Source organism: Bradyrhizobium nivariense (assembly GCF_029846695.2).
Lineage (GTDB): Bacteria > Pseudomonadota > Alphaproteobacteria > Rhizobiales > Xanthobacteraceae > Bradyrhizobium.
Genome location: NZ_JARWCR020000003.1, coordinates 1 through 20,172 on the forward strand (window position 1 = coordinate 1; position 20,172 = coordinate 20,172).

The following is a 20,172-nucleotide window of genomic DNA, read 5'->3' on the forward strand; positions in this document are numbered from 1 at the left end:
GCTGCCGCGCGAACCGTCGACGCGGTCTGCGCCGCAATCGGCCGCGCACTCGATGCCTTCACATCCGAGGAATGCGCCAACTACCTCAAAAATTCAGGCTATCGAACCTAATGCCATCACGCTTTAGTCGACCGCCATGCGCGGGCGGCGGTGACCGGTCTGGAGCTCCGGATAGCCTGTGAGCATCAGCTTGTCAGCGCGCACCCCCCAGCTCTCCAGCCGGTCGAGGAAGCTCATGCCGAGCAGATTGGTCTTCATCTGCCCGCGTTGCACGATGAGGGCTGGCACCGATTTCTCGACGAGGTGGCCGACGGAGAGGCGGTCGATCGTGAGGCGGGCCGCCTTGGTATGGCCGCCCGCGGTTTCGAGATCGACGTCGTATTCGAGCATCTCGAGCGGCAGTCCGATCGCCTTCGCGGTTTCCCAGGTCAGCACCACCGAGGTCGCGCCGGTGTCGATCACCATCGGTGCGGCCACGCCGTTGATCTTCGCGCGCAGCGCGAATTCGCCGCCCTGGCCGCGCTGGATCTGTACGGCGGGGGCAGGCGATGCGATCTGTGTGCGGAAGATGTGCGAAACCTTGCTGCTCGCGCGCGCGATCTGGTCGGAATCGCCGTAGGCGACGACGGCACCTGCGGTGCCGGCGAGCATGATGAGAACGAGCAGGAAGCGGATCATTGCGCACCTCCGGATGCGCGCAGGCCGGTCAAGTGCGTTTCGGCGATCCCGCGACGGCCGCAAGTCCAGCCTGATTCATACGCGTGGGCAGCCGCGCCATGACCGCTAGCCGTTCCGCGCTTTCCATGGCGTGCCAGCGCGCGATCTCCGGCAAGGTGCGTCCGCAGCCGAAGCACAGTTTTGTCTTGGGATCGATCATGCAGACGGCCACGCACGGCGTTTCTTTGCTCATTCGGGCATAGTGGGGGATGGTCGGCCATGTCTGCAAGCATCTCGTTACAAGCCTGTACCTGCGCTCATGATCGGCTTGTGGCGAGGCCTGCGCTTCTCGTCCGCCACCGCGGAACTCTCCGGCTGGAGCGGCGGAGAATCATCCGACATCGGCGCCAGCGCGCTCATCACGCGCTCCGGCGGGAAGGTGACGATCACTTCGGTGCCGATGCGCAGCTTCGATTTCAGCGTGAATGTACCGCCATGCAGGTCGATCAGATTTTTGGCGATCGGCAGGCCGAGACCCGCGCCCTGTTCAGCCGATTTGATCGAGTTGGAGCCTTGGCCGAACGAGGCGAGCACGACAGGGATCTCGTCCTCGGGAATGCCGGAGCCGGAATCCTTCACCGAGAGATATTGTCCGCCCGAGGCGGTCCAGCCGGCCTTGAGCCAGATCTCGCCACCCTGCGGGGTGAACTTGATCGAGTTGGAGAGCAGATTGAGCATGACCTGGCGGATCGCGCGCTCGTCGGCCCAGAGCCGCGGCATTGCCTGCTCGAACACCTCGTGGATGGTGATGCCGCGGCTCGAGGCGCGCAGCTTCATCAAATGATGGCAGTCGGCGACAATGCCGACCAGCGAGACCGCTTCCTCGTTGAGCTCGTAACGGCCGGCCTCGATTCGCGACAGATCGAGGATCTCGTTGATGAGGTTGAGCAGGTGGACGCCGGAATTATGGATGTCGCCCGAATATTCCTTGTAGACGGCGACCTGATGCGCGCCGAAGATTTCGCTCTTCATCACCTCGGAGAAGCCGAGGATGGCGTTCAGCGGCGTGCGCAGTTCGTGGCTCATCTGCGCAAGAAAGCGCGACTTGGCGACGTTGGCGGATTCAGCGCGGTGACGGGCTTCGTCCGAGATCGCCTTGGCCTGTTCGAGCTCGCCGATCAGCGCGTCCTTCTCGGCGCGCGCCTCGAGCGTGGCGAAGGTCGAGGAGTGCAGGCGGTGCGCCAGCAGCACGAAATAGCCTTCGGCCGAGAGCGCGAGCGCGGCCAGGACGTAATTGTCCAGCGAGCCGGTCATCACAAAGCTCAGCGCCATCGCGACCGCGACCGGCGCGGTGGCGGCAAGGGCTGCGATCGGCAGATTGGCGGCCAGCATGCTCGATACTGCGATCACCAGCAGCATCAGGAACATCATCAGCGTTTCCGTGACCATGTCGAGCACGGGATGGATCAGGATCGCCATCCAGCACAGGCCATAGAGCAGGTCGAGCACGACGAAGCGTGTCCGCCAGGCGCGCGTCGCGGTCGGCGAGGAGGGCTCGGCCAGGAAGCGGTGGCAGCTGCGGATCATCGCTGCGTGGATGCAGAGCATGCCGGCGGTCCAGGCCGCGGCCGGGATCGGCTGCATCCACAGCCCGAACAGCACGCCGGTGGCAACGACCAGCAGCATCGCGACGTAGGAAGCCGACAGCCGCGTCTGGGCATATTGGCGCAGCATCTCGGCGTCGAAAGCCGGCCGGGTTCCGCTGGTCGACGTTAACTTGTCGCGCGCCTCGCGTACCCGCTGCGCCGCAGCCCTACGGCTGCTCGCCGACGGCGCGCTCACCGGCTCGGCCGGAAGCTGCACAACCTCGGGCTTTTCAGCGGGTTTACTCATCGCACAACAACAGTTCCTGCCCGCGCGAGACGGGCCTTCTGCATTGTCTATCTCTGGCAAGAAATCCTTAAGAGGTGACTTAAGGAGCTAAAGAATTACGTTAACCCGGCGTTAATTTGGATCGCGCCTGTGCCGCTCAATGCAGCGCCGCATGCTGTGCGATATACACCACGGCTCCCGCCAGATAGCCGGCGAGCGCCGGAGCGGCGATGCGGCGGGCGTACCAGAGGAACTCGATGCGCTCGAGCCCCATGGCGGCGACGCCTGCGGCCGAGCCGATAATCAAGATCGAACCACCGGTGCCGGCGCAATAGGCGATGAACTCCCAGAGGAAGCTGTCGGCCGGATAATGCGTGAGGTCGTACATGCCCATCGTCGCGGCCACCAGCGGCACGTTATCGATGACGGCGCTGAGCAGCCCGAGCACGACGACGATGACGTCCTGGCGGCCAATCGCGGTGTCCAGCCATTTAGCCAGCATGGAGAGCAGGCCGGCATGTTCAAGGCAGGCGACTGCGAGCAAGATGCCGAGGAAGAACACGATCGAGCCCATGTCGATCCGCGTCAGCGCATGCGCAAGCGTGAGCGGGCCGCGGACATGCTCATCCTTGTTGCGATGCACGATCTCGCCGACCAACCACACGATGCCAAGCCCGAGCAGGACGCCCATGAAGGGCGGCAGCTGCGTGACCGTCTTGAAGGCGGGCACCGCGATCAGTACGCCGAGTCCGAGATAGAACATCACGTTCCGCTCGAACGGATCGACGCCCTGCAACCCGTCCTCTTTCGTCGGCGGTGCGATGGTCTTGCCCCGTAGCGAAAAGCTGATGAATGCGAGCGGCACCAGCAGGTTGAGCAGCGAAGGCAGGAACACCGCGCCCATGATTTTCAAGGGCGAGATCTGCCCGCCGATCCACAGCATGGTCGTGGTGACGTCGCCGATCACGGTCCATGCACCGCCGGCATTTGCGGCGATGACGATGAGGGAGGCGAACAGCAGGCGGTCGTCGCGCTTGGCGATCAGCCGCTGGATCAGTGAGACCATGACGATGGTGGTGGTCAGATTGTCGAGGATTGCACTGAGGAAGAAGGTCACGAAGCCAATCAGCCATATCAGACGGACCTGGCTCGTCGTGCTGATGCGCGAGGTGATGACCTCGAAACCGTCATGGGCGTCGATCACTTCGACGATGGTCATCGCGCCAACCAGGAAGAACACGATCTGCGCGGTGGAGGCGACGGACTCGTCAAGCTGACGCCCGACCAGCGTGTGGTCTCCCGTCGCGAGCGCGTAGATTGTCCAGAGCACGCCTGCGCCGAGTAGCGCAGACGCACTCTTGTTCACCCCGATCGGGTGCTCGAGCGCGATCGCCGCATAGGCGAGGACGAAGACTGCGGCGAGTGCGATCAGCAAGGCGGGGTCACCTCGTCAGGTGTCAGCGATTAAGGCGCGCGAGCAGGCTCGATGTATCCCAGCGCTTGCCGCCCATCTTCTCGACCTCGGCGTAGAACTGGTCGACCAGCGCGGTCACCGGCAGATTGGCGCCGTTGCGGCGGGCTTCGGCCAGCGAGATCGAGAGGTCCTTGCGCATCCATTCGACCGCGAAGCCAAAATCGTACTTGTCGTCGTTCATGGTCTTGTAGCGGTTCTCCATCTGCCAGGACTGCGCCGCCCCTTTTGAGATGGTCTCGATCACGGCGGCGACGTCGAGGCCGCTCTTCTTGGCGAAGTGGATGCCCTCGGAGAGTCCCTGAACCAGGCCGGCGATGCAGATCTGGTTGACCATCTTGGTCAGCTGGCCCGAGCCGGCGGGTCCGAGCAATTTGCACATCCGCGCATAGGCGCTGTTGATGATCGGCTCGGCGCCGGCATAGGCGCCCTCGGCGCCGCCGCACATCACCGTCAGCACGCCGTTCTCGGCACCGGCCTGGCCGCCGGAGACCGGGGCGTCGATGAACTTGAAGCCACCCTTGGTGGCGGCCGCATCGAGCTCACGCGCGACCTCGGCGGAGGCGGTGGTGTGGTCGACGAAGGTCGCACCCTTCTTGATGCCGGCAAACGCACCGTCGGCGCCGATCGTGACCGCGCGCAGATCATTGTCGTTGCCGACGCAGCACATCACGAAGTCCTGGCCCTCGGCCGCAGCCTTCGGGGTCGCCGCAGTCTTGCCGCCGAACTTGTCCGCCCACTCCTTCGCCTTGGCCGCCGTGCGGTTGTAGACGGTGACCTCATGGCCCCCTTTTTTCACGAGGTGTCCGGCCATGGGGAAGCCCATGACGCCGAGACCGAGGAAAGCGACTTTAGCCATGTGTGGTACCTTGTCCGTAGTTCGGGTTTTACGGTTTTTGCCGGCCGAGGACGCCAATCGGCGCCCTCAAAAGTTCCGCCATTGCGGCAGATCGCGCGCACCATAAACCGTTGAGGCCGGAGGGCAACGGCTTCGTTTGATGCCCTCCTGTGCTAGGATGGCGGACCTAAGGACTTCGAAAAAGGGAGCGAAAGCATGAGCGGCGTAAGCGTGGGCGTGCTCGATCATTTCAACATCCGGACCCGGAATCTGGCCGAGACCGTCCGCTTCTACGAGGAGGTGCTGGGCCTGGAAAATGGCGCCCGGCCGAATTTCGCCTTCCCCGGCGCCTGGATGTACAGCGAAGGCAGGCCGGTGGTGCACCTCGTCGATATTTCGCCGACCGCGGAGCCACAAAAGCCGGATTCCGGCGTTGTCCACCACGTCGCCTTCGTCAGCCGCGGGTTTGACGGCATGAAGCAGCGTCTGGCCTCAAAGGGCATGAAGTTCGACTCCCGCCAGGTGCCCGGCGGCGACCTCTGGCAGATCTTCGTCCACGACCCCAACGGGGTCATGATCGAGCTCAACTATGAGGCGGCCCTGGAGCAGGGGGCCGCCCCCGCCGAGATGGCTGGCGATATCGGCAGGCAGTAGCCTTTTGGGTGTTTCCGCTCTAATGGGGCACCCTAAAGCATTGAGCACGATTGTCGGAAAACCGCTCTACCCTTTTCCGCATCGTGCTCCGTTCAGGAGATGCGCTTTGAGCGTGACGCAGCAACAGGTTCTCGACAGCCTCGCCAGGATCAAGTCGCCCCGCGGGGTCGCGCTCGCCAATGCCAATGTGCTGAGCGCGATCAGCGCCGCCGACGGCAAGGTGTTCTTCTCGATCAATGTCGATGCCGCCGAGGCGCGGGCCTGGGAATCCGTCCGGGCCGAAGCGGAGGCCGCCGTGCGCGCCATTCCCGGCGTCACCACAGTGTTGGTGGCGCTGACCGCCGAGCGCAAGCCCGGCGCGGCGCCGCCTGCGCCGCCAACGCCGAGCCGCGGCACGCCAGGCGTCCAGCCGGTCCACGCCCACAAGCCGCCGCAGGGCGGAGGGTCGCCGATGGCGCGGCAGTCCGAGATTCCGGGCGTCGCTGCCGTGATCGCGGTCGCCTCGGGCAAGGGCGGCGTCGGCAAGTCCACCACCGCGCTCAATCTGTCGCTGGGCTTGCGCGATCTCGGCCTCAAGGTCGGGCTGCTCGATGCCGACATCTACGGCCCCTCGATGCCGCGGCTGACGGGCCTGCACGACAAGCCGGAGCTGAACGCCGAGCGCAAGATGATTCCGCTCAGGCGTTTCGGCCTCGCCATCATGTCGATCGGCTTCCTGGTGGAGGAAGAGACCGCGATGATCTGGCGCGGTCCCATGGTGATGTCGGCGGTGACGCAGATGCTGCGCGACGTCGAATGGGGCACTCTCGACGTCCTCGTCGTCGACATGCCGCCGGGCACCGGCGATGCCCAACTCACCCTGGCGCAGAACGTGCCGCTGAAAGGCGCCGTGATCGTCTCGACCCCGCAGGACCTGTCCCTGATCGACGCAAGGCGGGGACTTGCGATGTTCAAGAAGGTCAACGTGCCCGTGCTCGGCATCGTCGAGAACATGAGCTATTTCCAGTGCCCGCATTGCGGCACGAAATCGGATATTTTCGGCCATGGCGGCGCGCGCCACGAGGCCGAGAAGCTCGCGGTGCCGTTCCTGGGCGAGGTCCCCCTGCACATGGCGATTCGCGCCACCTCGGATGCCGGCACCCCCGTGGTCGACAGCGAGCCGGACGGTCCCCATGCGGCGATCTACCGCGCCATTGCGGGACAGGTCCGGGACCAGCTCAAGGGCGTCATCGCCGCGGCATGACCCGGCCCTGCGTCCATCGGCTGGGGACATGCGACTTTCGTAGAGCCCCGTCATGCCAATGTCGCGTTTCGAAAGCTGGGCTTCCGTGTTAAAGGCCCACGGCAGTCAAGCCCCTTCGGTTCGACGCGGCCCAAGAACGCGTCGCCGGAATGAGCGGCAGCAAAGAGGAAGTTAGGGGAAACGCCCCAACAAGGAGAGACTGAAGATGAAGCGTCGTGATTTCTTGAAAGTGTCGGCAGCAGGCGCGGCGGCGACCGCCGCGGTGGCCTCGCCGGCGATCGCGCAGTCCTCGCCCGAGATCAAGTGGCGCCTGACGTCGAGCTTCCCGAAGTCGCTCGACACCATCTATGGCGGTGCCGAGCAGATGGCGAAATACGTCGCCGAGATGACCGACAACAAGTTTCAGATACAGGTCTTCCAGGCGGGTGAAATCGTTCCGGGTCTGCAGGCGCTGGATGCGACGCAGAAGGGCACCGTCGAGATGTGCCACACGGTGTCGTATTATTACGTCGGCAAAGACCCGACCTTCGCAATCTTCGCGTCGGTGCCTTTCGGCCTGAACGCACGCCAGCAGAATTCCTGGCTCTACCAGGGCGGCGGCAACGAGCTTGCCAACGAGTTCTTCAAGAAGTCGAACGTGGTGGGCTTCCCCTGCGGCAACACCGGCACCCAGATGGGCGGCTGGTTCCGCAAGGAGATCAAGACCGTTGCCGACCTCTCGGGCCTCAAGATGCGCATCGGCGGCATTGCCGGCCAGGTGCTCCAGAAGGTCGGCGTGGTGCCGCAGCAGCTCGCCGGCGGCGACATCTATCCGTCGCTGGAGAAGGGCACGATCGACGCCGCCGAATGGGTCGGCCCCTACGATGACGAGAAGCTCGGCTTCGCCAAGGTCGCGAAGTACTACTATTACCCGGGCTTCTGGGAAGGTGGTCCGACCGTCCACGCCTTCGCCAATATCGACAAGTGGAACGAGCTGCCGAAGAACTATCAAGCGATTCTCACCAACGCGACCGTCAACACCAACACCTGGATGGCCGCGCGTTACGACATGCAGAACCCGGGCGCGCTGAAGCGTCTGGTCGCCGGCGGCACCCAGCTTCGTCCGTTCACCAACGAGGTGCTCGAAGCCTGCCTCAAGGCGACCAATGAGCTGTGGGGCGAGATCTCGGCCAAGAACGCCGACTTCAAGAAGTCGATCGACGCCATGCAGGCCTACCGCTCCGACGAATATCTGTGGTGGCAGGTTGCCGAATATACCTACGACAGCTTCATGATCCGCTCGCGTACCCGCGGCTGATCGTCTTAAGACCAAAGTCGAGAACGGGAAAGCCCGACCTCCTCAGGAGGCCGGGCTTTTTCTTTGCCGCAGTGCGATCACGATGGAAATCGGCAACGCGATGTTCCATGCTCGATCCCAAGCCTCGGCAAGAAGGCTCAAAATCACAATCCATCAGGGTAGGACATCATGAAAAGAAGAGACTTCATCAAAGTCACGGGACTTGGTGCGGCTGGCGCCGCGACGTTTGCCGCGCCGGCCATCGCGCAGTCGATGCCGGAGATCAAATGGCGCATGCCGACGAGCTGGCCGAAATCGCTCGACACGCTCTATGGCGGCGCCGAGATGATGGCCAAGATGGTGGCGGAAGCGACCGACAACAAATTTCAGATTCAGACATTTGCCGGCGGTGAAATCGTGCCGGGCCTTCAGGTGCTAGATGCCGTGCAGAACGGCACCTGCGAAATCGGTCACACCGCATCTTATTACTATTTCGGCAAGGATCCGACTTTCACTTTCGGCTCGTCCGTGCCGTTCGGACCGAACATGCGCATCAACCAGGCCTGGTACATGTTGGGGGGCGGCAGGGAAATCCTCAACGAGTTCTACAAGAAGTACAACGTCGTCTCGCTGCTCGCCGGCAACACCGGCTGTCAGATGGGCGGCTGGTTTCGCAAGGAAGTCAAAGTGCCCCAGGACTTCAACGGCCTGAAGTTTCGCATCGGCGGCTTTGCGGGTCGCGTGCTGCAGAAGCTCGGCGCGGTGCCGCAGCAGATCGCGGGCGGCGACATTTACCCGGCGCTCGAGAAGGGCACCATCGACGCCGCCGAATGGGTCGGACCGTACGACGACGAGAAGCTCGGCTTCGTCAAGGTGGCGCCGCGTTACTACTTTCCGGGCTGGTGGGAAGGCGGGCCGATGCTGCTGGCGTTCGTCAACCAGGACAGATGGAATGCGCTGCCAAAGCACTATCAGAGCATCCTCGAGCAGGCGGGGCACTTCGCCAACAACTGGATGATGGCGAAGTACGATCAATCCAACCCGCCGGCGTTGCGCCGCTTGCTCGCCGCCGGCGCCAAGCTGCATCCGTTCTCGCCGGAGATCATGCAGGCCTGCTTCAAGGCGGCGAAGGAGCTGCACACCGAGGTCTCCTCGACCAACGCGGATTTCAAGAAGGTGTACGATTCGCTGACGGCCTTCTCGAACAACGGCTACCAGTGGTTCCAGGTCGCCGAGGTCGGGTACGACAATTTCATGGCGCGCAACTCGCAGAGCTGATCGCGCCACATCGCGAATGCAAGGCCCCGGTGCGAAAGGCCGGGGCCTTTGGTTTTGCGACCGGGCTCGGGGGCTCACAAAAAAAAATCTGGAAAACAACCCCATGCACAGTAGACGAGGGGTGAGGGCATGAGGCGCCGTGAAGGCGGCTAACGGCTTGATACGTCGGGGATAGTTCGAGCGGGAAGGCGCGATCAACGCGCAATTGGGTCAACTGCGAACTTTGAGTCCAGATCAAGCGCACGGAGACCGCCGGGTCGGAAACCGGCCGAGCGATGGGCGGCCGCCACGTCGCTGTTCCCATCCTGCGAGCAACGAAGCCGTTTGACTCGTCAGGCAAAACAGTGGCAAACAGCGATAATCGCATAATCCGAAATGAGAGTCCTTTGCATGGATCCCGGGGGCGATGAGCTTCGGCCCTGACGAAGTCCAACGCGCGCTGCGCAAGGCCTGGTCGTTGTCGACTGCCAGCCAGTGGACCGCGAACAATCCGGCGGCAGGGCAATGCAACGTCACGTCGCTGCTCGTTCACGAACTCGGAGCCGCCTCAGGCTGCTGGGTGATGCTGGACCTGGATCAACGGCGTGGCCGCGACGCCAGGGGCATCTGTCCATGAGCGCGCGGCGGCTTGTTAGGACCCGGCCAACGGCCGGATCGGTCAAGAACGCACTTCGAAGATCATGTTGAACGGCGTCTCGGTGGCGCGGCGGAAGCGCCTGAAGCCCGCTTCAGTCGCGACCTGACGCAATCTGCTTTCACCCGCTTGTGCGCCGAGCCCCAAGCCCACTTCCTGAGACAGTGACGCCGGCGTACAAATGAATGTCGAGGCGTGATAGAAGATGCATCCGACCGGGTTGAGATTGTCCTTGAGATTGTCATGAGCAAACGGCTCGACGATCATCCACGACCCATCCTTGGCTAGCGTTTCCTTGACATGCTTGCCTGCACCTACGGGATCGCCCATGTCATGCAGGCAATCGAAGAACGCCACCAGATCATAGTCTTTCGCCGGAAAATCCTTGGCACTGGCCTGCGCGAACGTGATGCGGTCTCCAACTCCTGCTTCTTGCGCCAAGACCTTCGCGCGTTCAATCGAAGGCTTGTGGTAATCGAACCCGAAGAATTCTGAATTGGGGTAGGCCTGCGCCATCACAATCGTAGAGGTGCCGTGGCCGCATCCGACATCGGCCACCCTGGCGCCAGCTTTCAGTTTCGCTTCGACGCCTTCGAGCGTCGGAATCCAGTTCGAAACCAGATTGGCGTTATAGCCCGGCCTGAAGAAGCGTTCGGTGCCAGAGAAAAGACACTTCGAATGCTCGTGCCAACCAACGCCTTTCCCGGTTCGAAACGCTTCGGCGACTTTGGGTTCGTCGAGATAGGTGGACTGCACGACATCGAATGCGCCGGCAAAGAAGGCTGGCGACCCCTCTTCGGCGAACGCCATGGCTTGCTCCGCCGAGAGTGAGAACGCATTTCTTTCGGGATGGTAGTCGATGTATCCGGAAGCGGCCTGCCCGGACAGCCATTCGCGCACATAACGCTCATGCAGGCCGGTCTTCTTCGCAAGCTCGGACGGAGTGATCACAGCACCATCCGCCATCGCCTTGTAGAGCCCGAGGCGATCGCCGAGCAGTATGCTTGCGCCACCAAGCGAGATGCCGAGGTCGCCGACCAGCTTTCCTACGAGCGCGTTCAACTTTTCAAGGTTTGGTTCACGCATTGCAGCTTCCTCCTCTTTGAGAACAGCCTCATCGTTGGTCAAAAAGCCCCGGGCGACCGGCGGATCGCAAGTGTGAAAGGGGGCACGTTCCGGCGAATAGCCGTGGGCCGCTCGATGTCAGATTGGGTCAGAAGCAATAACGTTTAATCGAGCCGCGGATTCCTGCCTGCGGCCCAAGAGCCGACATGCGCGGCCGTATGGGCACGCGCCTGCCTAGCTTACACCAACCTGACAGAGTTAAAAGCGGAACCGGGACGCTTTTGTTCTGGCCGAAACCGTGCGGATGATGGAAGAGATCGTAAATGCGGCGCGAGCCGTGCTTGCACCGGAGCATCCGGCGGGAATGCCATGCGTCTACTGATCGTCGAGGACAATGCGGAGCTGTCGCGGCTCGTTGCCGGCGGGCTGTCGGCGGCCGGCTATGAGAGCGACATCGTCGGCAGCGCGGCCGAGGCGCGCGAGGCGGTGAGCAGCGTCAGCTATGCCGCGATGATCCTCGACCTCGGACTGCCCGACGGCGACGGCCTGTCGGTGCTGCGCGAGCTGCGTCGGCAAATGGAGCCGTTGCCGGTGCTGGTGCTGACCGCGCGCGGCGGCTTGCAGGATCGCGTCAGCGGCCTGCGCAGCGGCGCCGACGACTATCTCGCAAAACCGTTCGCGATGGAGGAGCTGGTGGCGCGGCTGGAGGCGATCTTGCGCCGTCCGGGCCAGTTGCTCGGTCGCTCGCTGCGCCTCGCCAACCTCGTCTACGACACCGAAAGCCGCCAGATCTTCGTCGACGACCAGCCGCGCATCATTTCCGCGCGCGAGACCTCGGTGCTTGAGATTTTGCTGCGCCGGCAGGGGCGGGTGGTGCCGAAGAAGAACGTCGAGGACCACATCTTCGGGCTCGACGGCGAGGTCGCCTCCAATGCGGTCGAGGTCTACGTCTCGCGGCTGCGCAAGCAGCTCACGGAGCACGGCGCCAAGGTCGTGATCCACACCATCCGCGGCGTCGGCTATCTCATGGCCGAGGAGAAGTAGCGTGGCCCAGGTCGGATCTCGCGCCGGCATCTATGCGAGATCGCCGACCTTCAAATCGCTGATCTGGCGCATCGTGTTCCTGCACATCGTGGCGGTCGCGGTGGTCGCGATCTTCCTGCCGCTGGTGCTGTTCTGGCTGCTCAATTCCGAGATCGACCAGTTGCACCGGGATGCCATGCGCGCGCAGGCCGAGGTGCTTGCCGAGCGCATCGTCGCCCAGCCGGACGGCCTGTTGACGTTCAACCTGCCGGACAGTCTCAAGGGCCTCTATTCGGAAGCCTATGGTCGCTACCAATACGATATTCGCGATGCCGAGGGACATCTGCTGTTCTCGTCGCGCCGCAAGACCGGCACTGCCACGGCCGCGCCGCCGCCGCTCTCCGAGACGATTTCCGGCGCCGGCGTCACCCGCATTGTCGACGGCAAGGTGATACGAATTCGCGTCGCGGAGGACCTCGCGCATCGCGACGTCATCATCGACGACATCGTCTCGAATTTCTTTCGGCGGGTGGGATGGACCACCATTCCGATCCTGCTGATCCTGCTCGCCACCGACATCATCATCTTCCGTCGCGCGATCGCGCCGCTGTGGAAGGCCTCGGAACAGGCCAGCAATATCGGGCCAGCGCGCACCGACATCCGCCTGCCGACCGAGCAGATTCCGCGCGAGATCATGCCGCTCGTCACCGCCGTCAACCAGGCGCTCGATCGCCTCGAGGACGGCTTTCGCGTGCAGCGGCAGTTCACGGCCGACGCCGCGCATCAATTGCGCACGCCGCTCGCAATCCTGCGCACGCGGATCGAGACGCTTCACGACGGCGCCGCACGGCAGGCGCTGCATGCCGACATCGAAGCCATGAGCCGCATCGTCGCCCAACTGCTGGAGATCGCCGAGCTCGACACGCTGGTGCTCGATCCCGGCGAGACCGCGGATTTGCGCGCCGTCTGCGCCGAGGTGGTCGGCGCGATCGCACCGTTCGCGCTCGCCCAACACAAGGACATCGCCCTCAAGGGCAGCGACGCGCCGGTGCTGATCCACGGCAATTCCGAGATGCTCCAGCGCGCGATCTTCAATCTCGCCGAAAACGCCATCAAGTTCACGGCCAAGGACAGCTCCGTCGATGTCGAGGTGAGCGAGGACGGTGCGGTGCGGGTGCGCGATTGCGGCCCGGGCATCGCGGAAGCCGAGCGTGAGTTGATCTTCCAGCGCTTCTGGCGCGCCGACCGCCAGCGCAGCGACGGCGCCGGCCTCGGGCTCTCGATCGTGCGCGCCGTGGCCGACGATCACGCGGCGACGGTCGCGGTGGAGAACCTTCCGGGAGGCGGCGCGGAGTTTACGCTGCGGTTCAGGCTGGCGGAGGGAGCAAAGGTCGCTGAGAAGAATTGGCGCAGCACTGACGCTGCACCCTCTCCCCTTGTGGGAGAGGGTGGCTCGTCGCGATAGCGACGAGACGGGTGAGGGGTTTCTCTCCGCGAGTCCATTTCTCAATGGAGTGCGCGGAGGCAACCCCTCATCCGGCGCTTCGCGCCACCTTCTCCCACATCCGCCCTTCGCCAAGGCTTCGGCGGACATGAGGGGAGAAGGAAGAAAGCGCTATTTCAGCTTGCCGGTGGACAGGTCGATGATCATGCGCGTGGCCAGGTAAAGACGCGGCACGATGCTGTTGAGCTGCACATATTCGGCATCGTTGGAATGCGCGCCGAAGCCCGACAGGCCCATGCCCTCCACCACGGCGCCGCTGGTCTTCAGCGCTGCAAACGCAGCGTCGGTGCCGCCGCCGGTCGCCTTCTCGTCGACCTTGAGGGGCAGTCCGAGCTCCCCATAGATCGTCTTGCCGTAAGCTGCCACGCGGCGCGAGGCGTCGTTGGCCTCGAGCGGCGGGCGGCGCACCTCGAATTTCAAGTCGACCTTGGACTCGGGCAGCAGGTGATTCTTGATCTTGTTCTGGAGCGCCTTCTCCAGCTCGTCGAAATCCGCCACCTTGAGCGCGCGTGCATCGGCCTGGGCCGTGGCGTCGGCGGGGATCACGTTGCGGTTGGTGCCGGCCTTGGAGACCGTCCAGTTCAGTTTCAGGCTCTGCTCGGGTTTGGATAGGTCCTTCATCTGCAGCACCTGATGCGAGAGCTCGTACAGCGCGTTAACGCCGCCCTCGGGCCGTGCGCCCGCATGCGACGACTTGCCCTGCACCGTGAGATAGGCCGAGCCGATGCCGCTGGTGGCCAGCCGCAGCGTGCCGTCGGTGCCGCCGCCTTCAAACGAGAACACCACGTCCTGATCCGAGGCGAACTTGGTGATGGTGCCGCGCCAGCCGGGCGAGGAGATCTCCTCGTCGCCATTGGTGAGCACCGTGAGCGTGCCGTAATCCCTGAAGTTCAGCTTCTGGAGCAATGCCACGGTGTGGAGAATGAGCGCAACGCCTTGCTTGTCGTCGGCAATGCCGAGGCCGTAGGCCTTGTCGCCGTCGATGCGGAACGGCTGGTCCTTCAGCATGCCCTTCAGGTAGACCGTGTCCATGTGGGCGATCAGCATGATCTTCTTGCTGCCGGTGCCCTTGAAGACGGCGTGCACGGCCGGGCCGATCTTCTCGGGCGTGTCGTCGAGGCGGTAGACGTCGGTGGGTTGCAGGATCTCCACCGCTCCGCCGAGGTGCTTGAGCTGGCCGGCAACACGCTCGGCGATCTGGTTCAGACCTTCGAAATCCTTGCTGCCGGATTCGATGCTGACGAGATCGCGCAGCGTGTCGAGCAGCGGCTGCTGCTCCTTTTGCGCCAGCGCATGGACGTCGGCCACGACATTGGCATTGGGCTCGGCATGCGCCATCGTTGCGGCGCTTGCGAGCCAGAACGAGGCTAGCAACGAACCGGCGAACGACGGAGCAGAGTGCGATCGGAACATGCGCGGCGGTCCCTGGGTTGGAGGATGGCCCGGTATGCCTGCGTTTCCAGCGCTTGTCACGCCGGCCGGCTCTCGATCGTGCGCGGCGTCGCCATAGCCGAAGCTCCGCTTCGGCGTTCTTGAGAACGGCGGCCGAAGGCCGCCTATGGCACCTTCTCCGACAAGGGAGAAGCGGGCAGCGGGAACCGCGCCAGCTACTGCTTCGGCTGGCCGAAGTCGAGCGGCGGCAGTTCGATCTGCGGAATCTCGATCTTGATGCTGTTGGGATCGACGGTGGACTGCACGCCCTTGTAGTGCATCACCATCGACGGGAACGTGATCACGAGCAGCACCATGATGACCTGGATGACCACGAACGGCACCGCGCCCCAATAGATCTGTCCTGTCGTGACCGGATCCATCCTCTTGCCGGTGACACGATCGGTGTAGCGCTCCTTCGGCGCGACCGAGCGCAAATAGAACAGCGCAAATCCGAACGGCGGATGCATGAACGAGGTCTGCATGTTGACGCCGAGGATGACGCCGAACCAGATCAGGTCGATGCCGAGATGCTCGGCAGCCGGCCCGAGCAGCGGGATCACGATGAAGGCGAGCTCGAAGAAATCGAGGAAGAACGCCAGGATGAAGACGAAGGCGTTGACGAAGATCAGGAAGCCGATCTGGCCGCCGGGCAGGGAGGTCAGCAGGTGCTCGACCCAGACATGGCCGCTGACGCCGTAGAAAGTGAGCGAGAACACGCGGGCACCGACCAGGATGAAGACGACGAAGGCCGAAAGCTTTGCCGTCGCCTCGGTGGCCTGGCGGACCAGGTCCCAGGTCAGCCGCCGCTTCGCCGCGCCGAGAATGAGGGCGCCGGCTGCGCCCATCGCGCCGCCTTCCGTCGGAGTGGCGATGCCGATGAAGATCGTCCCCAGGACCAGGAAGATCAGGAACAGCGGCGGCACCATCACGAAGGTGGTCTGCTGCGCCATCTTCGAGAGGAAACGGAAGCCAGTGAGCTTGTCGACGATCCAGTTCACGACTGCGACGGCAAACGCGAACAGGATGCCAAAGAACATGCTCAGCACCACGAAATCGGCGCCATGCGTGTCCGAACTCCGCATCATGAGCCATCCGAACGCGCAGCTTGCGAGGAACAGCACGCCGAGCGAAGGCAAGCCACGGCTGCCGCTTTCCTCGCGGAAGCCGATCGCTTCCTTCGGCAGGCCCGGCACCGCCTTCGGGAAGATCAGGCTGACCAGAAAGGCATATCCCGCATACAGGCCTGCGAGCACGAGGCCCGGAATGAATGCACCCTCGTACATGTCGCCGACCGACTTGCCGAGCTGATCGGCCATCACGATGAGAACGAGCGAGGGCGGAATGATCTGGGCCAGCGTGCCGGACGCGGCGATGATGCCGGTCGCCACCCGGCGGTCGTAGCCATAGCGCAGCATGATCGGGAGGGAGATCAGCCCCATGGAGATCACCGATGCCGCGACCACACCCGTGGTGGCCGCGAGCAGCGCGCCGACGAAGACGACGGCATAGGCAAGGCCGCCGCGGATCGTGCCGAACAATTGGCCGATGGTGTCGAGCAGGTCTTCGGCCATGCCGGAGCGCTCGAGCACCAGTCCCATGAAAGTGAAAAACGGAATCGCAAGCAGCGTGTCGTTGTTCATCACGCCGTAGACGCGCTCGGGCAGAGCCTGCAGGAAATCCGGATGGAATTGGCCGAGCTGGATGCCGATCACGGCGAAGAACAGCCCCACGGCGCCGAGCGAAAATGCCGCCGGGTAGCCGAGCAGCAGTACGACCACCAGCGCCGCAAACATGATCGGTGCCATATTGGCGATAATAAACGCGGTCATTGAATCCCCCTACGAAGCCGCTCGCCGATTACTTCTTTTCGATCGCTTCGACGAGGTGCTCGACCTCGGCCTCCAGCGCCGAAACCTGCGACTCGTGAGGATCCGGGATCATGCCGCGCATGATGGCGATCCGCTTGATCAACTCGGAGATGCCCTGAACGAGCAGCATCGCGAAGCCGATCATGATGAGTGATTTGGCCGGCCATTGCGGCAAGCCACCGGCGTTGCCTGATTGCTCGTTGATCTGGAACGAACGCAGGAAGAACGGTACGCCCGTGATGATCATGACGACGGTCAGCGGTATCAGGAAGAACAGGTGCCCGACCAGGTCGATCACGTTGCGCATCCGCTTCGGCAGCATGGCGTTGACGATGTCGATCCGGATGTGCTCGTTGTCCAGCAGCGTCCAGGACGAGCACAGCAGGAACACGATGCTGAACAGCACCCATTGCAGCTCGAGCCAGGAATTCGAAGACGTGTCGAAGGTCTTGCGCACGATCGCATTGACCGCCGAGATGATCACGGCGACCAAAATCAACCAGGCCAGGCGCTTGCCCGTCCAACGTGTAAACGCGTCGATGCCGCCGCTCAGTTTCAGGAGCGCTGTCAAAGATAGGTCCTCCCCGCTTATGCCTCGGCCGTCTTGTCTGCGCCGACTTGGGCGCGTTCGGCTTGTCTCGCCGCGCAGGCATGAGGCAGCCGCACAAAATCAGCGGGCGTGCCGTCCGTCAATTGGAAGTTTGTTGATAGTTAAGGGAAATCGCCCGGAAGAGGCAAGTTGACGCTAGCCGCCGGTGACGCTCATGTGCCGGGAGACGCTGGGGCGGTTGTGGCGGCGGTCGATGATGAAATCGTGGCCCTTGGGCTTCAGCCCGATGGCGCGGTCGATCGTATCCGCAAGCAGCGCATCGTCGTCCGATGCACGCAGAGGTTTGCGCAAATCGGAGGCATCCTCGTGGCCGAGGCAGGTGTGCAGCGTTCCCGTGCAGGTGATGCGCACCCGGTTGCAGGATTCGCAGAAATTATGGGTCATCGGCGTGATGAAGCCGAGCTTGCCGCCGGTCTCGGCGACGCCGACATAGCGCGCCGGCCCGCCAGTGCTTTCGGCAAGATCCGTCAGCGTGAATTGCTGGGCGAGTCGCGCGCGCACCAGCGACAGCGGCAGATACTGGTCGATGCGGCCCGATCCGATCTCGCCCATCGGCATGACCTCGATCAGCGTCAGGCCCATGCCCTTGCCGTGAGCCCAGCGCATCAGGTCGGGGAGTTCGTCCTCGTTGAGGTTCTTCAGCGCCACGGCATTGATCTTCACGGCGAGGCCTGCGGCGCGCGCGGCCTCGATGCCTTCCAGCACCTTGTCGATCTCGCCCCAGCGGGTGATCTCGCGAAATTTCTTCGGATCGAGCGTGTCGAGCGAGATGTTGATGCGGCGGACACCGCAATCGGCGAGCTCCTTGGCATGCTTTGCCAGCTGGGTGCCGTTGGTGGTGAGCGTCAGCTCGTTCAGCGCGCCGCTCGTCAGATGCCGCGACAGCGAGCGCACCAACGTCATCACATTGCGGCGGACCAGCGGCTCGCCGCCGGTGAGCCGCAGCTTCTTCACGCCCTTGGCGATGAAGGCGGTGCAGAGCCGGTCCAGCTCTTCCAGCGTCAGCAGGTCCGCCTTGGGCAGGAACGTCATGTCTTCCGACATGCAGTAGAAGCAGCGCAGGTCGCAGCGGTCGGTGACGGACACGCGCAAATACGAGATGGTCCGCCCGAACGGATCGGTCATCGCGCTCGACAGCGCGGCGCGGGGGCTCGCGGAAAGTCCGTTCATACCAAATGCCTTGTCACTTGCGGCGACAGCCGCAGCTTTGCTTCAGCGGTGCCTTGGAAGCAATCTAAGCATCGGAGGCGTCGGAGACAATTGGGGGGATAACGGAGGTCAGCGCTTGCTCGCGTTCGGATCGGGGAACGGCGAACCCGCGGTCGGTGCGGCCTCGGCCGGGACGGCGGAGGACGCCGCCGGTTTCGGCTTCTTGGGCCGGTGCGGCTTGCGGACCGGTTTTGGCGGGGTGGCCGGCTGGAGCTCGGCGAAAACCGGGTTCGGATCGGTGGTGACCGAGGCGGGTGTAGTGAAATCGCCGGGATTCTTGATCACGTTCACCGGGACGCTCGCCGGCTGGTATTTTGGCAGCGCGAAAGCCACCGTGAAGGGGGCGTCGGGGGCGGGAACCGAGACGGAGCAGGGGGTCTTGCAGCCCTGTCCGAGCGAGGTCGTGGCGTCAGCACCCGGGGGATTGGATTCGAGCCGGACCTGGACGGTCGGAGGGGCCGATTTGAACACGTTCCAGGACATTGAGGAGCAGCCGGCAAGACTTGTTGCTCCCAGGATGCTTACCCCAGCTAACGCAATCGCGATGACACGACGCATGACCATCCCCCTACTGCGACGAACCGCCACATCCCCGAGCGAACTTAGGAGCGTCGTTCCAAGCAAGCAACCGGCGGGCCGCGCATAGTTAATAGATGGTTAACGCAGGGTTCCGTGGAATCACCAAGTCATGTCAGTGCCTTGAGAGGTGCCTACGCCGTCATCAGGCTGCTTGCGGCGGCCGGCAGGTCGCGCATGTGATGGATCAGCCGGTCCGGCTTGAGCTCGGCGATCGGCACGTCCGTATAGCCGAAGCTGACCCCGATCACGGGAACTCCGGCGCGCCTGGCCACGCCGACATCGGGTCCGGCGTCGCCGACCATGATGCTGGCTTTGACCTCGCCGCCGGCCCGCGCCACCGTTTCGCGGAAAATGGTCGGATCGGGCTTCTGGACGCCAAAAGTGTCGGCGCCGCAGATCGCCGCGAAGCGCCGGCTCAGATCGAGCTGGTCGAGCAGCCGCTTCGACAGCCATTCCAGCTTGTTGGTGCAGACCGCGAGGCGGTGGCCCTGGGCCGCAAAATGGTCGAGCGCGGCCTCCAGCCCCTCGAAGGGGCGGGATTCGACGGCGATATGGTCGGCGTAATAGGCGATGAAATCGACCGTCAGCCGGTCCATGTCGGCCGGCGTGACGCTGCGGCCCTCGGCCTCCAGCCCCCGCTCGATCAACTTGCGGGCGCCGGCGCCGATCATGTTGCGGGCCGAGGCCATCGGCACGGGCGGCAGCCCTTCGCGGTCGAGCACGTAATTGAGCGCAGTGATCAGGTCGGGCGCCGTATCCACAAGCGTGCCGTCGAGATCGAAGACGATGGTGTGTGGGGAGGTCATGGTCCAGCGCTACCGGCCCGGCCCCGCCCGCGCAAGGGCCGAAGCCATAAGATCACCTTATAAGATCGGCCCGGAGGCCTGTTCCCCAGACCCTGTTCTCCGAGGGAAAACGAGGCTACATAAGCCGCCGCGAGCCTATCCGGCAGCACAC

Annotated in this window: 19 protein-coding genes; 7 read left to right on the forward strand and 12 right to left on the reverse strand. The window is 63.7% G+C overall.

Annotated features, from left to right (window positions below):
* Positions 1-123 precede the first annotated feature (123 nt).
* The 5 genes from QCM77_RS03505 to QCM77_RS03525 all read right to left on the reverse strand — a co-directional run bounded on the left by QCM77_RS03505 (position 124) and on the right by QCM77_RS03525 (position 4,859).
* The gene (locus QCM77_RS03505) at positions 124-678 is read right to left on the reverse strand and encodes a TIGR02281 family clan AA aspartic protease (protein WP_279662883.1); all 555 of its coding nucleotides are present in this window, start codon (positions 676-678) and stop codon (positions 124-126) included.
* A 28-nt stretch (positions 679-706) separates the two neighbouring features.
* A complete protein-coding gene (locus QCM77_RS03510) occupies positions 707-910 on the reverse strand; it encodes a DUF1289 domain-containing protein (RefSeq protein ID WP_279683668.1) in 204 nt (67 codons plus the stop codon).
* Positions 911-954: 44 nt separating this feature from the next.
* Positions 955-2,550, reverse strand: coding sequence for a sensor histidine kinase (locus QCM77_RS03515; protein WP_279662882.1), 1,596 nt, complete (start codon positions 2,548-2,550; stop codon positions 955-957).
* Between the two features lie 136 nt (positions 2,551-2,686).
* Complete coding sequence (gene nhaD, locus QCM77_RS03520; RefSeq protein ID WP_279662881.1) at positions 2,687-3,964, reverse strand: sodium:proton antiporter NhaD; 1,278 nt, start codon at positions 3,962-3,964, stop codon at positions 2,687-2,689.
* A 22-nt stretch (positions 3,965-3,986) separates the two neighbouring features.
* Positions 3,987-4,859 carry an NAD(P)-dependent oxidoreductase gene (locus QCM77_RS03525; protein WP_279662880.1) on the reverse strand — a complete coding sequence of 291 codons (873 nt, stop codon included), beginning with the start codon at positions 4,857-4,859 and terminating at the stop codon, positions 3,987-3,989.
* 195 nt (positions 4,860-5,054) lie between these two features.
* Between QCM77_RS03525 and QCM77_RS03530 the strand changes: the two genes are divergently transcribed.
* The 5 genes from QCM77_RS03530 to QCM77_RS03550 all read left to right on the forward strand — a co-directional run bounded on the left by QCM77_RS03530 (position 5,055) and on the right by QCM77_RS03550 (position 9,905).
* Positions 5,055-5,492: a VOC family protein gene (locus tag QCM77_RS03530; protein WP_279683563.1), complete on the forward strand. Its 438-nt coding sequence runs from the start codon at positions 5,055-5,057 to the stop codon at positions 5,490-5,492.
* 106 nt (positions 5,493-5,598) lie between these two features.
* Positions 5,599-6,735, forward strand: a complete 1,137-nt coding sequence (locus tag QCM77_RS03535; RefSeq protein WP_279683565.1) for an Mrp/NBP35 family ATP-binding protein — start codon at positions 5,599-5,601, stop codon at positions 6,733-6,735.
* Positions 6,736-6,940: 205 nt separating this feature from the next.
* Positions 6,941-8,032 carry a TRAP transporter substrate-binding protein gene (locus tag QCM77_RS03540; RefSeq protein WP_279662877.1) on the forward strand — a complete coding sequence of 364 codons (1,092 nt, stop codon included), beginning with the start codon at positions 6,941-6,943 and terminating at the stop codon, positions 8,030-8,032.
* Positions 8,033-8,200: 168 nt separating this feature from the next.
* Positions 8,201-9,289 carry a TRAP transporter substrate-binding protein gene (locus QCM77_RS03545; protein WP_279683567.1) on the forward strand — a complete coding sequence of 363 codons (1,089 nt, stop codon included), beginning with the start codon at positions 8,201-8,203 and terminating at the stop codon, positions 9,287-9,289.
* A 406-nt stretch (positions 9,290-9,695) separates the two neighbouring features.
* Complete coding sequence (locus tag QCM77_RS03550) at positions 9,696-9,905, forward strand: YunG family protein (protein WP_279662959.1); 210 nt, start codon at positions 9,696-9,698, stop codon at positions 9,903-9,905.
* 42 nt (positions 9,906-9,947) lie between these two features.
* On the opposite strand, the gene QCM77_RS03555 is transcribed toward QCM77_RS03550, so the two are convergent.
* Entirely contained in the window at positions 9,948-11,009 is a 1,062-nt protein-coding gene (locus tag QCM77_RS03555) for a class I SAM-dependent methyltransferase (protein ID WP_279662875.1), read from the reverse strand.
* 348 nt (positions 11,010-11,357) lie between these two features.
* Here QCM77_RS03555 and QCM77_RS03560 point away from each other — a divergent pair, with 348 nt between their 5' ends.
* On the forward strand, positions 11,358-12,032 hold the full coding sequence (locus QCM77_RS03560; RefSeq protein ID WP_027517249.1) for a response regulator transcription factor: 675 nt from the start codon (positions 11,358-11,360) through the stop codon (positions 12,030-12,032).
* A 1-nt stretch (position 12,033) separates the two neighbouring features.
* Complete coding sequence (locus tag QCM77_RS03565; RefSeq protein WP_279662874.1) at positions 12,034-13,476, forward strand: sensor histidine kinase; 1,443 nt, start codon at positions 12,034-12,036, stop codon at positions 13,474-13,476.
* A gap of 150 nt (positions 13,477-13,626) precedes the next feature.
* On the opposite strand, the gene QCM77_RS03570 is transcribed toward QCM77_RS03565, so the two are convergent.
* The 6 genes from QCM77_RS03570 to QCM77_RS03595 form a co-directional block, all read right to left on the reverse strand.
* Positions 13,627-14,928 (reverse strand): M20/M25/M40 family metallo-hydrolase, encoded by a 1,302-nt coding sequence (locus QCM77_RS03570; protein WP_279683569.1) that lies wholly within the window; start codon positions 14,926-14,928, stop codon positions 13,627-13,629.
* A 194-nt stretch (positions 14,929-15,122) separates the two neighbouring features.
* Positions 15,123-16,778, reverse strand: a complete 1,656-nt coding sequence (locus QCM77_RS03575; RefSeq protein WP_279683571.1) for a TRAP transporter large permease — start codon at positions 16,776-16,778, stop codon at positions 15,123-15,125.
* 28 nt (positions 16,779-16,806) lie between these two features.
* The gene (locus QCM77_RS03580; protein WP_279662871.1) at positions 16,807-17,388 is read right to left on the reverse strand and encodes a TRAP transporter small permease subunit; all 582 of its coding nucleotides are present in this window, start codon (positions 17,386-17,388) and stop codon (positions 16,807-16,809) included.
* Positions 17,389-17,562: 174 nt separating this feature from the next.
* Positions 17,563-18,597: a GTP 3',8-cyclase MoaA gene (gene moaA, locus QCM77_RS03585; protein ID WP_279683572.1), complete on the reverse strand. Its 1,035-nt coding sequence runs from the start codon at positions 18,595-18,597 to the stop codon at positions 17,563-17,565.
* 108 nt (positions 18,598-18,705) lie between these two features.
* On the reverse strand, positions 18,706-19,194 hold the full coding sequence (locus QCM77_RS03590) for a hypothetical protein (RefSeq protein WP_279683574.1): 489 nt from the start codon (positions 19,192-19,194) through the stop codon (positions 18,706-18,708).
* Between the two features lie 152 nt (positions 19,195-19,346).
* Complete coding sequence (locus QCM77_RS03595) at positions 19,347-20,021, reverse strand: HAD family hydrolase (protein WP_279683576.1); 675 nt, start codon at positions 20,019-20,021, stop codon at positions 19,347-19,349.
* Positions 20,022-20,172 lie beyond the last annotated feature (151 nt).